This window comes from Dysgonomonas termitidis, from assembly GCF_054657735.1.
Map to the genome: position 1 here is coordinate 299,760 of NZ_BAAHYD010000001.1, position 14,916 is coordinate 314,675.

A 14,916-nucleotide genomic window follows, 5' to 3' on the forward strand; every position below is an offset into this window, starting at 1 on the left:
AAGTTGTGCTTGTTTTAAATAAAATATCCTGCCGAATTCTAGTAGCAGGATATTTTATCATTGATTAAAATTTTATTGATCACATGATGTAATGAGCCTCAATTATTTTCTTTTAGGAGAATAAGATTTATCCAAGATTTCCTGAATTTCAGATTCTTTATATAAAGTCTTACCACCAAAATTTATATAAGGCAATACTCCATTTTTACGATAATCTGTTAATGTACGTCGGTTTACTCTCAAATATTTTGACAATTCTTCATCAGTCATATAACGGTCACCGTTTAACCCTAGTTTACAGTCTTTGGAAAGAGTTCTGAGTTGATTCAATATACGATCAATAGAGTTGAAGAAATAGAAAACTCTAGCATCATTTTCAGCTATTCTTTTCATAGTTTATTATATTTATTTTTTGCTTTAACTATTGTTTTTAAAAATACTTCTATATCACTTTTTAGGTAAAAATTCTTTCTTCCCACTTGTGAGAATCCGATTTTGCCAGCATCCCGGTACTTTTGCAACGCTTTAGGACCAATACTTAAAATTGAACAAACTTGTTGTGTGTCTAACCATGTTAATAAATCAGGCGGAGTATGCCTTAAACATAATATTTTGACATATCCTTCGAGGTGATTTATACGATACAGCATTTTATTAAAAACGTTTTTTTTAATCATGATAAATTCTTCTTCCATAGTTTCTTTATTTAAATTGTGAGATGAATATTATTAACAGTATTTATTTAGTTCTGAAAGGCTTTGATATAATTACTGTTTAATGTCTTTTCCAGATCAGATTCTTTATACAAGACTTTTCCACCCAACAATATGTAAGAAAGCACTCCTTGATTACGATAATCCTGCAAGGTTCTGCGACTGACTTTCAATATTTCTGCAACCTCCTTATCTGTAAGATAACGCTCTGCATTAAGTAACGGTCTGGTTTCTTCGAAAGTATCTTCTAAACAAGCAATTAGCTCTTCCAAGCTTTCAAAAAATGTAACAACATCCTTGTTGCGTTTTGTAATTAATTCTTCCATAATATTTTTATTATATGTTTTTACTCTTTCATTTACATGACTTCAGAAGTTCTTCAATATCTGAAACCTTATAATAAATTTTATTATTAATCCGGCTGAAACTCACTTTTCTTGTATCTCTATAGGTCTGTAAGGTACGGGGAGAGATATTAAGGATTAAGCATACATCCTGATTGTCGAGCCACTGATCCAGTCCTTTGTTTTTATACTTACTGCATAATGATTCAATTCTATTCTTAAAATTTCTGACCTTTAATATCATGGCTTCAAATACAACCTTATCTATGTTCGTTGTTTCCATAATGAACTTTTTAGTTAAACAATACATAACATTTGATGATTTGCAAATCAAAAGCGAATATAAGATCAAAAGCATTACAGATTATTGAATTTCAGAGCATTGTCGTGATTTGTCGCGTTCTGTCGTAATTTGTCGTAGCTGGTTATTCTGTCTCGTCCCCCCAAAAAAATAACTGATCGTGACGACCAGTTATTTTTCATATTTTGAGAATGAAATTTGCAGCTTCAAGGTTATTCATCCCTTACAAATCCGACTCTCTTTCTTGGCGTATTTTCTAATTCCTTCTTACTTGCCAATTCAGTCAACACCTGATAAATGTCATTAAACTGCATATTGGTCTCAATCATAAAAGTTTCTAGTTTTTGATGAAGTTCTGCATATCCTAAAGCATATTGACGGAGTGTAACAAAAGCTCGCATAATAGCGATATTTATTTCAATGGCTACATCACTGCGTAAAATACTGGATAACATGGCAACTCCTTGCTCTGTAAAAGCAAAGGGGAATACTGAACTATGTTTGAGTGTTTCAGGCAACCGGTCACAATTTGTGACCAGTTCAATCCATTCAGATTCTGATAGCTCAAACATGAAATCGGGAAATGGAAATCGCTTTATATTCCGTCTTACAGCCTGCTTTAAGGCTTTAGTTTTTACATTATACATTTCTGCAAGGTCAAAGTCCAATAATACTTTAGCTCCTCTAATTTCATGTATTTTATTCTGAATTATTTGTAACTCCATGATTACTGTAATTTAAGGTTAGAAATTTTACTATCTACATTCATCATATCCTCCAAAATGCTCTGGTCTAAAATCTTTGCATAGTGCTGCGTCATGCGGGTAGAAGAATGTCCTAGCATTTTGGCGACATTTTCCATCGTTACTTTATTAGCTAGCGTAACCGATGTGGCAAATGTGTGCCTGCTGCAATGCGCTGTCAGTCTCTTGTTTATACCACATAAATCAGCCACCTCTTTCAAATATGTATTATATTTTTGATTTGTAGGAACCGGAAGAAGCTGACCTTTCAATTGGCACCCTTTATCATCCTTGTATTTCTCTAATAACATCTTCGGAATATTTAATAGAGGGATATTACACATATTATTCGTTTTTTCACGAGGCTTGCGAATCCATACTTCATCGTTGCCGTTTCTTATAATATGCTCCTCTTTCAGATTCTTTACATCAACGAATGCTAATCCCGTAAAAGAGCAAAACACAAATACATCCCTGATTTGCGATAGTCGCTTTGTAGAAATCTCTTTATTAATGAGAGTTTCCAGTTCACACATAGTTAAGAATTCTACATGAACTTCATCCTGACGAAACTTAATTGAAGCAAATGGGTCTTTATGCAGCCAATCATTAAGTATTGCTATTCGAATGATCTTCTTAAAGATTTTTAGATGTTTGATAGCGGAGTTATTGCAACACCCCTTTTCTGTCTTTAGGTACAGTTCATATTTGCGGATAAAGTCTTCATTAATATTCTTTAGAGGAATATCTTCCATGTCTAATTCCTTATCCATAAATTCTTTCAGGTATTTCAGCGAGGCGTCAAACTTATAAATGGTTGATTGCGCATATTCGATATTTAATAATTGCCTGCACCGTTCATTGTGATCGGAGTGTACTTCAACTAGAGTTCTACCATCTTCTTCGTCTTTGTGGTTTCCTAAATAGATATCTTTTATAATCTGTGCCGTGATAGGCTTAGCGGCTAACCCAAGGTCACAAAAGATTTGATGAATCCGGGATTTTACGGATTGAATATTATAATTCAACTCTTGTGCCTCTCTACTGCTACCTCTTGTTTTCCCTTGTGCCTGACTCCACTGAGAGGGATTTACACTGCCACCAATTGGAATGTCGGCCACATTACTGTTGACAGTAATACGAATAAATAGAGGGACCTGTCCGTTTTTCATCACCCTGTTTTTTCTGATTAAGCAGACTACATTAAAAGTGTTTCGTTGTTTTGTCATTTTTGTTTCCATAAAATTGATTTTTTGTTGTTGTAAAATTACTTTTTTAACATTAAACCAACCCTACGCAAGACATTGTATAACAGTGAATTGAAGTCATTCTCGTAGCCAATTCGTAGCCAAAACTGAAAAATAATTCTTGGCTACGAATTGGCTATGGAATAATGCTCAAAAATGCATTATTTTGCTGTTTTCGTAAAATTCAGGGAATAAAAAAATCCTTGAAAACCAACTGATTTTCAAGGATTTGCTTTGTTTTGCCTTTCGGCCTAGTGCGGATGAAGGGACTCGAACCCCCACGCCTCACGGCACCAGATCCTAAGTCTGGCGCGGCTACCAATTACGCCACATCCGCATAGCCAATTGCTTTAGCGGGTACAAAGGTATAATTATTTTTCTAATAACAATGCTTTACTTGCAAAAAATAGAATTTTAGACAAAAATAAGAGAATATAAATTAGAAAAGAGCTTCAAAATTCATAGCAGACGAACAATTTTCAAGTTAATGCCATCTGGAAAATTTTAGCTTTTTTCTTTCCGTTTTTTTTCATAGCTTTGTCCTGCTAAAGAAGAAATTGAGATGGATAACTATATAGTTTCAGCACGTAAGTACCGCCCTATGACCTTCAACTCGGTTGTCGGGCAACGCGCATTGACCACTACTCTCAAAAATGCGATCGCTTCAGGAAAACTGGCACATGCCTATCTTTTCTGCGGCCCGCGTGGAGTAGGAAAAACAACCTGTGCCCGTATCTTTGCTAAAACTATCAACTGTCTTTCACCCGCAGCTGACGGCGAAGCATGCAATCAATGCGAATCCTGTGTTGCGTTCAACGAGCAACGCTCTTTTAATATCCATGAACTCGATGCCGCATCCAACAACTCGGTCGACGATATCCGTTCACTGATAGAGCAGGTGCGCATACCTCCCCAAATAGGAAAATACAAGGTATATATTATCGACGAGGTACATATGCTTTCGCAAGCAGCTTTCAATGCTTTCCTTAAAACATTGGAAGAGCCCCCGCATCATGCTATCTTTATCCTTGCAACAACGGAAAAGCATAAAATACTGCCTACTATTTTGTCCCGTTGCCAAATATATGATTTCAGCCGTATTACAATAAAAGATACTGTCGAACATCTTCAATATGTCGCTTCTCAGGAAAATGTGCAGACTGAACCGGAAGCACTGAATGTACTTGCTCAAAAAGCCGATGGGGGAATGCGCGATGCATTATCTATCTTTGACCAGGTGGTTAGTTTCACCGGAGGAAATGTAACATACAAGGCGGTCATTGAAAATCTCAATGTACTGGATTATGAATATTATTTCAGGCTTACCGATTGCATACTTGCCAGCAATGTCGTAGACAGCCTGCTCATATTAAACGAGATATTAAGTAAGGGCTTTGATGGTAATAATGTCATCACTGGTATTGCGTCTCATTTCAGAGACCTACTCCTATGCAAAGACCCGAAAACCGCTGAATTGTTTGAGGTCGGTGCTTCTATCCGGGACAGATACATCGAAACTGCAAGGAAATGCAACAATGAATTTCTCTACAAAGCAATAGATATAGTAAACGAAAGTGACCTCAATTACAGGCTAAGCCGGAATAAACGGCTACTCTCCGATCTGACCGTCATAAGGCTATGCCAACTATCTTCACCTCAAACAGGTTTGGAAGATCAAAAAAAAAAGCAGGTAATTGATCCCATATTTTCGAAACAGGAAGCCAAACAGGCTCCTGCCCCGAATCAGCCTGCAACACCTCCCCAAAACAGCCGGCCCGCCACAGCACCCGTAACAAGGAATATTCCTGACACGCCGCAAGCCACAAGTAATACAACAACCGCAAGCGCTCCAAAACCCACATATCCCGGAGGACTGGGAATCTCCATTTCGGCCTTTGGACAGAAAAAAGAAGTGGAGGCAAAAGTGGAAGAGAAGATTGAATCCTTAAATGAACGATTCAGCCCCCTGCAACTCATCAATGAATGGAAAGCATTTGCCGAAGCCCTGACAGAAGAGCATCATCTGAAGAACACAATGCTCAACTGCTTGCCAAATCTCATAGAAAATACATTATTTGAGGTTGTAGTGAATAACCCTGTGCAGGAACAGCGATTGCTGGAGCACAGAATGGATATTCTGGTGAAATTGAGGACACAACTTCGCAATACCCATATAAAAATGCAAGTCCGTATAAGTGAGGATAATGAGAAGAAACTCGCCTTTACGCCGGCAGAGAAATTCAATTTGATGATGGAAGAGAATGAAAGTCTCCGCCGGTTAAAAGACGAATTCGGTCTGGAGCTTTCATAAAACGATCACTTCCCCTTCTGATACATCGACCGGACTCGCTTCTCCCCATCCAGTTCTATATTGAATATACGCTCTGCACTTTGCTTCTTCTTTTTCCTGTCGGCAAATGTAGTTTCAAGCTTTACGGACAGTGTGGTAAAATAGATGCCTTTATTATCCTTGATAATCTCCGGCAGATTAGGAGGTAATGTATAGGAAATGCTTTTTATCTTCCTGTTTTTAAAATCTGCTTTCAAGGAATCCGCAATCACTGTATCAGGCTGATTCTCCTTATCAAAAAATTTAAGCAACACAGATGCCGAATACTTTTGTATTTCTTTGTTATTCACTGATGAAAGAGCTTTGAAAAAGCCGGACAATACTTTCTCCACATCCTTCAACTCATCACCCTCAACAGCCTTTAGCTGGATCAGATAATCGTGTCTTCCTTCCGCCACATCCTCATATTCTCCCGTAAAACGTCCTATTTTTACATTGTCGAGGTAAGCCTGGTAAGCATCCGCCGTATTCTGTTCCATCACCTGAAGCCAACTGAGTGAATCCACGACATGCTTTATTTGCCTTTCATATGGAGTTTGCGGATGGTCTGCCAAAAAAGAAAAAAGAGCATCAATATTTCCCGATTTGCGAAGAGCTTCCCATTCATTTCGTTCCTTCTCCCGTAGTTCCATTATTTTATCCTGAGCTTCGCCACTGTATTTTCCTTCGGGGTAATGAACAAGGTATTTGGAATAACTTAAAGGTGTATTTTCCTCAATACATTTATTCCAGTATGCAGATTCTGTCGCCTCCTCGTCTTTGTTCTTCATAAAAATACCCCCGGTACCTAACAACAGCATAAACACTAACCCTACAGCGACAAAAATAAACAACTTCTTATTGCTTCTGGAAAGGGAAGCCCGCTGCAAATTCTCCTCTATACTTTTATCTATTGGCTTTTCTTCATAAGACATATCTTCTTTTTCCATCTCCGGATTAGCCTTCTCCCCTTCTCCGGACAGCGATTCTGAATCTCCTTTATTAGACAGTAATTCTTCCGGATATGCATTATGAGCAATTTCCTGACAGTCGCCACAAAAGATTTCCCCTTCGTTTGTGCTTTTTCCGCAAAGCGGACATTTGTTTTCGTTATCAGCCATATCCCTTTATTTTATGATGTAGTTATTCATCTGCATACAACAAATACTTTTCCCGCATTGTTCTGTACCTTGCAAGGTCTTTTTGCCATGTTTCATAAATATCCTCCGCCGGCATACCCTTAATAATCTGCGATCTTAGCACATTCGTTCCTGCCAGCAAATCCATAAATTTAGGATTTGTAAAAAATACCGCACCCTGTCCCGATTTCTTATAAAAGTCGATCAGGAACTTCAATTCCAATCCCCGGTGATATCCATAATTCCTCAAATCGAGGCCATAACAGGCCTTATTTGCATTCAACGGACTTTTATTCCCATCATTCGGACGTGGAGTAAAAGAAAATTTACCATATTTCGGATCAGGAGCTCCCACCACCTGAAAAGGAAAATCAGTGCCACGCCCGACACTTACATTTGTAGCTTCAAAAAAACAGAGAGATGGATATAAGCCTATTGCCCAAGGATTTGGCAGATTAGGCGACGGCTTTACGGGAAGAATATACGAAGTTCCGTGTTTCCACCCCGTCATTGTAATCACTTTCAGATCAGATTTTATCCCACCTTTCAGCCAGCCTTCACCGTTTATCATCCGGGCCAATTCCCCCACTGTGAGTCCATGCAAAACCGGAATAGGATGCATACCCACGAATGACTTATATTTTGGGTCTAAAACAGGTCCGTCGATATAGTCGTTCGGATTGGGACGATCCAGAATAATACATTCTTTCCCGTTCTCGGCACATGCTTCCATCACATAATGCATTGTACTGATATATGTATAAAAGCGCGCTCCTACATCCTGTATATCGAAAATAAGTATATCCGTATCTTTCAGCTGGTCAGCCGTCGGTTTATAATTTTTTCCATACAGGGAAATAACAGGAGTTCCGGTCCTGGCATCTTTACCATCCACAATCTTTTCTCCCGCATCTGCATTCCCTCTGAAGCCATGTTCGGGTGCAAAGATCTTTATTATGCGTACCTTGTGAGATAAAAGTGTATCCAACAGATGCGTCCCGTTAGATAATACTGAAGTTTGATTTACTATTAAAGCAATTTTTTTATCTTTGATAGCAGGTAATAAAATATCAATCCTGTCCGCACCTAATGACAGTGTTTGAGTAAAAACCGTTATATTTGAAGTGAGGCTTATAAGTGTAAGGAGAAATATACAAAACTTTTTCATTTATCTGACTGTTTTTAAAGCGAAAAGCCGTTTTGCAAACTTACTTATTTTTATAAGAAAAAGACCTGATACTGCATGAATACATTAGCTATAATCGAAAAATATTATAAAAAGAACTCGGATTTATACAATATCCTGATAGAACACAGTACCGATGTAACCAATAAGGCTCTATCCATAGCGGCAGCTCATCCGGAGCTGAATATCGACAGTAAGTTTGTAAGTGAGGCAGGCATGCTTCACGACATCGGCATCTTTATGACAAATGCGCCATCTATAAAGTGCTTCGGAATAGAACCTTATCTAGCACACGGATATCTCGGGCGTGAAATTGTAGAGAAGTCGGGCTATCCCCTGCATGCGCTTGTTTGTGAAAGACATACCGGCACAGGATTGTCTCTTGAAGAAATCATAGAAAATAAACTCCCTCTGCCTCAAAGAGATATGCGTCCCGTGAGCATTGAAGAAAAACTGATATGTTTCGCGGATTGTTTCTTCTCCAAAACCCGCTTGGGAGAAGAACGTCCGATAGACAAAGTGCGGCAAAGCCTGTCCAAGTTCGGAGAAGCGTCTGTCCGGCAATTCGACAGATGGTGTGCAATATTCCTCTGATAAGAACACGCCCCACCTTCTTTCAAAAATTCGTATCTTTGCTTACAAAACCAATTAATAACACACAAATAGAATGTCTATGAAAAAAATTCTGATCATCTTAACTATTTGTTTCTCTGCAATAACGACAGCTTCATCGCAAGACCAGACCGGAAAGCTCTCATTTGCCGGAAGCCTCAATTATGGCTCGAAAGTAGAATCATTAGGAATAGGCCTGCGGGCGCAATACGGATTTACCAGCCATCTGAGAGGAACTGCCGAATATAAATACTATATAGACAGGCACAATCTCAGTGCATTCGGTATCAATGCCGACGGCCATTATGTTTTCAGTGCCTCAGAAACCGTATCCCTATACCCTCTCGCCGGACTGAATTTAACCCGCTGGACATATGATCCGGGCAGATCTGATTCCGATGGTCCCAAGTATTCAGATAACCGCATCGGGTTGAACTTTGGTTTCGGAGGACAGGTTTCCCTGGACGACAACACATTTATCCAGATTGAAGCAAAAGAAGCCTTCATCAAGAACTACTCACAGTTTGTGATATCTGTCGGCTTTATGTATCAGTTCTGACAGGACTCCAAAAGGATCGACTATATTACCAGGGGTAATCTCGGCGAGATTATCCTTTTTTATGCGAATTTCCAAACAATTGATATTTCAGCTTTGTTATTCTATAATAGTTTTGAACGATCATTTTATATCAAATATTTTGTCCTGCTGACGACAGAAGTATCCCTGTTCGCTCATCAAGAAAAGACAGCAGCGGTTTTACTCCGTTAGGGACGAAAAAGACTCTAATTCCTTTGATAACTCAGATTCTTTTATAATTAATTATGGACAAACTAATCATACCTGCACTCGCAATTTGCTTATCATTATATGCATGTTCTGCTCCAGCAAAGAAGGACAGCATGGAAACGAGTATCAATAACCCGATAAAGAAAATAGAGAGCAGCCCGGCTATGATTCCTTCCGGCAATGGGATTATCCGCCTGAACATAGTTAATGGTAAAGGGGATGTAATGATCCAGAAGAAGAAAAATCAGACAATACATATCGAATTCGAGTCGAAAGGATATAAGAATATTACAGCTCAGCTATTTTCGACGGATTCACTTGCCAATATCAGGTTCTCGCAAATAACACTGCCTAACAAAGGTATGGATGGCCCTTTCGGCCAGAATTTGAGTTACAGTATATCTTCCGACGGGATATATAAACTATCCATTCATGAAAACATGATGGCAGGCAACCTATGGGGCGGTATCATGGAAGTAAAGGTATCTCTCTCTAAATAAGAACACATTAAATAAAAAAAACATTCTTCCGAACGGCTTTCTCCATTATATAATCGTTACCTGACAACAATCTTCTGTGCTACTTTTCCTGCCTTTATTATATAAAGCCCTTTGGGCAGTTCGAGAGGACAAGTACCAATACATGTTTTCAGGTTGACACTGGTGACTTTTACTCCGAGAATACTATACACCTCAAGGTAACCCGAGGTAGGTACATTTTCCAATGGAATCCTGACTGTACCACCATTCACTTCAACAATCAGATTCATCGTTTTATCTGTAGTCTGTTGAGGTTCGGACGCAAAAATATTCGACGGAAAATCCATTTCTCCCGCATTCGCAGAGAAAGTGGCTCCACCAAACAGTATAAGGAATAGTATGTTTCTCAAATTTACCATTATCTATTATTCCTAATATTCACAAATGTAAGTATTAAACCTTATAAAAGAATAAAAAAATGAAAAAAAATGAAGCCTTTCACAATTTTTCACGAAGTCCTTCGTTGGCCAGTACAGTGTTCGGAAAGACCTCACTGGCTTCTTCCAGTAAAATATTATTATCGGGATACCGTGCCGAAAAATGTCCCAGCATCAGTTTCTTCACATTTGCCATCTTTGCTATTTGCGCAGCCTGCCTGGCAGTCGAATGGCCTGTCTCTTTAGCCCGTGCCTTATCCGTATCAGCAAACGTGGCCTCATGATAAAGCAGGTCTACTCCTTCTATGACAGGAATAATCTTCTCACTATAAGCCGTATCGGAACAGTAAGCATATGAACGCGGAGGCCCGGCAGGAATCGTCAGCCTTCCGTGAGGGACAATCTTGCCGTCTTCCGTTACAAAATCAGCTCCCTGCTTTATTTTAGCCAGTTCCCTGACCGGTATATTATAAAACCTGATCATATCCGGCAGCAAATGCGCCTCTTTCTGCTTCTCCTGAAAAAGAAATCCGGCACAGGGGATTCTGTGCAGAAGAGGTATCGTTTTCACGGAAACAGACCTGTCTTCGTAAATCACTTCGCTTACTTTCGGATTGAACACTTCCACTTTGACCTCGAAAGGATTGTCCTTGCAAAAGAAATCTATTTCGGGGCGAAGCGTATTTTCCAGCCCGGCAACAGTATGTATGACAAGGGCGCCTGTTCTTCCCAGAAGCCCCAATGTAGAGATCAGCCCGATCAGACCAAAACAGTGGTCTCCGTGCAGGTGCGAGATAAATATATGATTTAAACGTCCAAAACGCAGTTTATTCCGCCTGAATTGCAGTTGAGTCCCCTCTCCGCAATCTATCATAAATAATTTTTCCCTGATATTCAGTACCTGTGATGAAGGATTATGTAAGGTTGTAGGTGTAGCAGAGCCACAACCCAGTATATCCAGTTCAAACTTTTCCATTCTTTCTATTCAATATGTATCAGTTTGTGTGTTTGCAAGCTGAGCCGCCAACGGGGATGCTGTTTTATGAGTTCCACACAATAGGCGACATTCTCCGGATTGATTTTATCCGCGTCAAAGACCGGACTCAGAAAATAGTTATCGGCCTGCGGGAATACCGAAATATCCGGTACCGGGTCTCCGGCCTGTACAGGCATGCGAATCTCATGGACAAAAGGAATCCGGCTCTTTATTGTCTCATAGTCCTGCTTAGGGCTACAGGTGATATAATCTATCAATGAAGGCACCCTTCGCGTACCATTTGTCTCTATTGCCTGCTTATACCCGTGTTCACGGAAAACAGCCAGATGTTCATCCTTCAGTTGGATTGTAGGCTCGCCACCGGTCCATATGATCCATTTGCACGGATAAACACTGATAGCCTCCAGTATCTCGTCTATACTCATTTCTTCTCCATCGGCAAAATCCGTATCGCAGAAACTGCAGGCCAGATTACATTTTGTAAGCCTTATAAACACGGACGCCTCTCCTACCCGCCCCCCTTCACCTTGCAAAGAGTAAAATATCTCATTCACTATCAACTTCATAGATGGCTGTTGTTTTAGGAGTTTCGGATACTTCTACTGCATATAGTTCGGGAATGTCCTTCTTGAAAATATCATACAGATACTTTACCATGTTCTCGGCTGTCGGGTTAAATGGTAATACATCATTGAGATGCCTGTGATCGAGCGTGCCGTCTATATACCGTTTCACACTATCGAGTTCTCTGTAATCCTTAATAAAACCGACATTATTCAATTCTTTTGCCCGCAAATGTACCGTAATCACATAATTGTGCCCGTGCAGCCTCGAACAAGGATGTGCGGGAGGGAGGCCTTCCAGTATATGTGAGGCGGAAAACGAAAATTGTTTACTTATTTTATACATATATTATTATTCTATTCCATTCCGGATATATATTCTTTTGTTAAAACCTGACAAAACTGACACTTTTTACAGTTAGCAGTAAACAGTCATCAGTTAACAACTTGTATCTTGTGTCTTGTTTACTCGTATCTTGTTTACTTGTAACTCGTAACTGCCCAAAGGGCGAAGTAACTCGTAACTTTCTTAAAAAGTAACAAAAGTGACAGCTTTTACGCATTTTAATTAATGAATTCTTAAACATTGAATCTTTAAATCCTTCCCATTTATTCAAAGAGCTATAAGCTAAAAGCTAATAGCTAGCTTACCATATAGATAAACTTTCTCAATAAATATACACCGGAATCATCTTGACTATACCATCATATAATCCAGCTTACACTATACATAATCAATATATACCGTAACAATTTACCGGAGAACATCGCTATATTGACAATATACACATTTGCCCGCATATACCCCAAAGCCAGTGCGATAATGTCTCCCACAACAGGCATAAAACTGAAAAAGGCCATAATTGCACCTTTGCCTTCGAGCCATTGCTGCATTTTTTCTATCTTGCCCCGGTCTACTTTCAGATACTTTTCTATCCATTCTATTTTCCCCAGACGACCGAGATAATAGTTTGTCATACCTCCCAGCCAGTTGCCTACCGAGGCTACAATGACACATCCCCACGCATTCATCCCCATAGCTAGTAGTCCGGCAAAGACAAATTCCGACCCGAATGGCAAAATAGTAGCCGCCAGAAAAGATGCCAGAAAAAGACCTATATAGCCATATTCGACAAATCCGTCAAGCATGTATTTTATAATATATGAAGAAGGCAAAAAGAGGTGCCATTACACATAAACCTATTCCTGCTTTTTTTACCCACGATTCAGTTTTCAGGCTTTCTTCGTCATACCTCGCCTTACGCATGAGTGAACGCGGGCTGATAATCATAAAGATACCGAAGATGAGCATGAAAACAGCGTATATGTAATCCCAGTTTGAATATTGCATTACTTTAAATTTTTAAATGGTTTCTTTCTTCTTTGTATAAAAATATAAATACATAATGCAAATATAGCGAGAATGGTTGTATAAAAACCGAGCATTTGTATTAAAGTTCCTTTATAAAAGACTTCCACCCTACCTGTCTGATCTACCGGAATTTGTACTAGCCCATTACGACTACCGGCAACAGGGATATCCTTTCCGTTCAGGGCAGCCGCATAGCCCTTATAATATATCAACGGGAGTTCAAGGCTGTCTTTCATTTCCACATTTACATTAAATGCCGTAATATTTCTATTCCGTACGAAAGCCGTAATTGCCGTTTTACGGGTCTGTGATATAACGCTGTCTCCGCGATCGCGTATAAAAGGATCGGGAAACGGCATTGCAGCAGGATAATATTCCATTCCGGCCATAGCATAGTGGGTTGTTTCGTTCAGTCCGGTACCGGATAAGCGGGGACGAACTTTCATTTCTTTATACGAAGAAGCATCAATGACAACAACCACGGATAGTAGAATAATCAGTGCCGACAATACAGCAATCTTACTGCCCCTTCCCTTACATAATAAGCATAAATAATATCCTCCGGCCAGGGCAAAGAAAAAACAGACAAACTCATATAACCGCCACGGGAACTGGATAAAGCTTAGATACGAAAGAGGGAACTTAGTCCAGGGAGCCAGACCGGAAGTAAGAAGGATATAAAAAATACCGATAATGACCCCGGTGTCGATACTTCTTAAATATTTTGCAGACTCTTTGTCTTTACTTCTGACAAAGAAGCGGAAACACAATGGCAGTAAAAGCAACAACCCCACTCCTACGGATTGGCTTCCTGTTGTGAACCCTGCAATCATACCGTACAGTATGGCGGGAAAATCAAGCAGGCTCTGCGCTGTGGTATATGGTAAATATGTGAATTTCCCAAAATAAAATGTATTGGATAATACCTGCTCAAAAAAAGGGAACAGGTAGTAGCCCGTCATTATAATTGTGACTGCTCCGGCCAAAACCAGATAATAAAGCCGCTTAGGTTCTTTCAACAGGCTTCTGTTATAAATTACCAATATGATGCATACTGTAATAAATAACAACAGAGAAGAAAGTACATGCGTAAAGATCATCAGCGAAAAACCGATAGCGATAACATACCATTTCCGGTAATCGCCCTTGATGATATAATAAAGGCCGAGAAAAACGACCGGTAAAAAGGTAAATGAAAATGCCTCACCCCATGCCGCCCTATGATATAAATCATAAAGACGATAAAGGCAAAAAGTATATAATAACGAACCCAAAACTGCCGCATACCCGTCCTTATATACCTTCCGGATAAAGATATACATGAAAATACCACATAAGAATGTCATCGAAAAAAAGAGGGACAGATAAGCAAACGATTTACCGGTAAAGATGGCCAGAACAGCAAAAGGGATCAGGATAAAGTCAGAATAGAACGGTTTTACCAGATATCCGTAATTATACAAGCCTTTATAATCGATATATGAAGGAAATATACCATCCTGAAGCCCCTGCATCAATGCTTCGAAGCGTGCGTTATGAAAAAAATAATCATCTCCTCCCACAAAAGACCGACCATACACGATCGTCATCAAAAACAAGAGGTACAAAAGTATCAGCAGGAATATCCAGAAATGATATTTCTTATCCGGAACCAAGGGAAACATATA

The 14,916-nt window shown here is 39.4% G+C and carries 20 protein-coding genes and 1 tRNA gene; 4 read left to right on the forward strand and 17 right to left on the reverse strand.

What is annotated here, in order from left to right; all coding sequences use genetic code 11:
• Positions 1 to 102 precede the first annotated feature (102 nt).
• The 8 genes from ACYQ3L_RS01260 to ACYQ3L_RS01295 form a co-directional block, all read right to left on the reverse strand.
• Complete coding sequence (locus ACYQ3L_RS01260; RefSeq protein WP_379998273.1) at positions 103 to 393, reverse strand: helix-turn-helix domain-containing protein; 291 nt, start codon at positions 391 to 393, stop codon at positions 103 to 105.
• Complete coding sequence (locus tag ACYQ3L_RS01265) at positions 390 to 695, reverse strand: helix-turn-helix domain-containing protein (protein WP_379998271.1); 306 nt, start codon at positions 693 to 695, stop codon at positions 390 to 392. Before ACYQ3L_RS01265 ends, ACYQ3L_RS01260 begins: the two co-directional genes overlap by 4 nt.
• A 47-nt stretch (positions 696 to 742) precedes the next feature.
• On the reverse strand, positions 743 to 1,039 hold the full coding sequence (locus tag ACYQ3L_RS01270; RefSeq protein ID WP_379998269.1) for a helix-turn-helix domain-containing protein: 297 nt from the start codon (positions 1,037 to 1,039) through the stop codon (positions 743 to 745).
• A gap of 28 nt (positions 1,040 to 1,067) precedes the next feature.
• The gene (locus ACYQ3L_RS01275; RefSeq protein ID WP_379998267.1) at positions 1,068 to 1,340 is read right to left on the reverse strand and encodes a helix-turn-helix domain-containing protein; all 273 of its coding nucleotides are present in this window, start codon (positions 1,338 to 1,340) and stop codon (positions 1,068 to 1,070) included.
• 74 nt (positions 1,341 to 1,414) lie between these two features.
• Positions 1,415 to 1,540, reverse strand: a complete 126-nt coding sequence (locus tag ACYQ3L_RS01280; RefSeq protein WP_379998265.1) for a hypothetical protein — start codon at positions 1,538 to 1,540, stop codon at positions 1,415 to 1,417.
• Positions 1,541 to 1,570: 30 nt separating this feature from the next.
• Positions 1,571 to 2,083, reverse strand: coding sequence for an ORF6N domain-containing protein (locus tag ACYQ3L_RS01285; protein ID WP_379998263.1), 513 nt, complete (start codon positions 2,081 to 2,083; stop codon positions 1,571 to 1,573).
• A 2-nt stretch (positions 2,084 to 2,085) separates the two neighbouring features.
• Entirely contained in the window at positions 2,086 to 3,330 is a 1,245-nt protein-coding gene (locus ACYQ3L_RS01290) for a site-specific integrase (protein WP_459952251.1), read from the reverse strand.
• Between the two features lie 273 nt (positions 3,331 to 3,603).
• A tRNA-Leu gene (locus tag ACYQ3L_RS01295) sits at positions 3,604 to 3,685 on the reverse strand.
• A 225-nt stretch (positions 3,686 to 3,910) separates the two neighbouring features.
• Here ACYQ3L_RS01295 and ACYQ3L_RS01300 point away from each other — a divergent pair.
• Positions 3,911 to 5,659 carry a DNA polymerase III subunit gamma/tau gene (locus tag ACYQ3L_RS01300; RefSeq protein WP_379998259.1) on the forward strand — a complete coding sequence of 583 codons (1,749 nt, stop codon included), beginning with the start codon at positions 3,911 to 3,913 and terminating at the stop codon, positions 5,657 to 5,659.
• A 5-nt stretch (positions 5,660 to 5,664) separates the two neighbouring features.
• Here the strand turns inward: ACYQ3L_RS01300 and ACYQ3L_RS01305 are convergent, their stop codons facing one another.
• Together ACYQ3L_RS01305 and ACYQ3L_RS01310 are read right to left on the reverse strand one after the other, a co-directional pair.
• Complete coding sequence (locus ACYQ3L_RS01305) at positions 5,665 to 6,798, reverse strand: hypothetical protein (protein WP_379998257.1); 1,134 nt, start codon at positions 6,796 to 6,798, stop codon at positions 5,665 to 5,667.
• A gap of 22 nt (positions 6,799 to 6,820) precedes the next feature.
• Positions 6,821 to 7,984 carry an exo-beta-N-acetylmuramidase NamZ family protein gene (locus tag ACYQ3L_RS01310; RefSeq protein ID WP_379998255.1) on the reverse strand — a complete coding sequence of 388 codons (1,164 nt, stop codon included), beginning with the start codon at positions 7,982 to 7,984 and terminating at the stop codon, positions 6,821 to 6,823.
• A gap of 75 nt (positions 7,985 to 8,059) precedes the next feature.
• Between ACYQ3L_RS01310 and ACYQ3L_RS01315 the strand changes: the two genes are divergently transcribed.
• From ACYQ3L_RS01315 to ACYQ3L_RS01325, 3 genes are all read left to right on the forward strand, one after another.
• Complete coding sequence (locus ACYQ3L_RS01315; protein WP_379998253.1) at positions 8,060 to 8,596, forward strand: HDIG domain-containing metalloprotein; 537 nt, start codon at positions 8,060 to 8,062, stop codon at positions 8,594 to 8,596.
• A 79-nt stretch (positions 8,597 to 8,675) separates the two neighbouring features.
• Positions 8,676 to 9,173: an outer membrane beta-barrel protein gene (locus ACYQ3L_RS01320; RefSeq protein WP_379998251.1), complete on the forward strand. Its 498-nt coding sequence runs from the start codon at positions 8,676 to 8,678 to the stop codon at positions 9,171 to 9,173.
• A gap of 341 nt (positions 9,174 to 9,514) precedes the next feature.
• Complete coding sequence (locus ACYQ3L_RS01325) at positions 9,515 to 9,901, forward strand: hypothetical protein (RefSeq protein WP_459952252.1); 387 nt, start codon at positions 9,515 to 9,517, stop codon at positions 9,899 to 9,901.
• A gap of 56 nt (positions 9,902 to 9,957) precedes the next feature.
• On the opposite strand, the gene ACYQ3L_RS01330 is transcribed toward ACYQ3L_RS01325, so the two are convergent.
• The 7 genes from ACYQ3L_RS01330 to ACYQ3L_RS01360 all read right to left on the reverse strand — a co-directional run bounded on the left by ACYQ3L_RS01330 (position 9,958) and on the right by ACYQ3L_RS01360 (position 14,913).
• Positions 9,958 to 10,299: a hypothetical protein gene (locus ACYQ3L_RS01330; protein ID WP_321753887.1), complete on the reverse strand. Its 342-nt coding sequence runs from the start codon at positions 10,297 to 10,299 to the stop codon at positions 9,958 to 9,960.
• Positions 10,300 to 10,378: 79 nt separating this feature from the next.
• Entirely contained in the window at positions 10,379 to 11,293 is a 915-nt protein-coding gene (locus ACYQ3L_RS01335; protein ID WP_379998247.1) for a ribonuclease Z, read from the reverse strand.
• 5 nt (positions 11,294 to 11,298) lie between these two features.
• On the reverse strand, positions 11,299 to 11,880 hold the full coding sequence (locus ACYQ3L_RS01340) for a 7-carboxy-7-deazaguanine synthase QueE (protein WP_379998245.1): 582 nt from the start codon (positions 11,878 to 11,880) through the stop codon (positions 11,299 to 11,301).
• Positions 11,861 to 12,223, reverse strand: a complete 363-nt coding sequence (gene queD / locus ACYQ3L_RS01345; protein WP_379998243.1) for a 6-carboxytetrahydropterin synthase QueD — start codon at positions 12,221 to 12,223, stop codon at positions 11,861 to 11,863. The genes ACYQ3L_RS01340 and queD overlap by 20 nt, the downstream gene beginning before the upstream one ends.
• A gap of 359 nt (positions 12,224 to 12,582) precedes the next feature.
• Positions 12,583 to 13,026: a YqaA family protein gene (locus tag ACYQ3L_RS01350; RefSeq protein WP_379998241.1), complete on the reverse strand. Its 444-nt coding sequence runs from the start codon at positions 13,024 to 13,026 to the stop codon at positions 12,583 to 12,585.
• Positions 13,019 to 13,228 carry a hypothetical protein gene (locus tag ACYQ3L_RS01355; protein ID WP_379998239.1) on the reverse strand — a complete coding sequence of 70 codons (210 nt, stop codon included), beginning with the start codon at positions 13,226 to 13,228 and terminating at the stop codon, positions 13,019 to 13,021. The genes ACYQ3L_RS01350 and ACYQ3L_RS01355 overlap by 8 nt, the downstream gene beginning before the upstream one ends.
• Positions 13,228 to 14,913, reverse strand: coding sequence for a hypothetical protein (locus tag ACYQ3L_RS01360; RefSeq protein ID WP_379998237.1), 1,686 nt, complete (start codon positions 14,911 to 14,913; stop codon positions 13,228 to 13,230). Before ACYQ3L_RS01360 ends, ACYQ3L_RS01355 begins: the two co-directional genes overlap by 1 nt.
• Positions 14,914 to 14,916 lie beyond the last annotated feature (3 nt).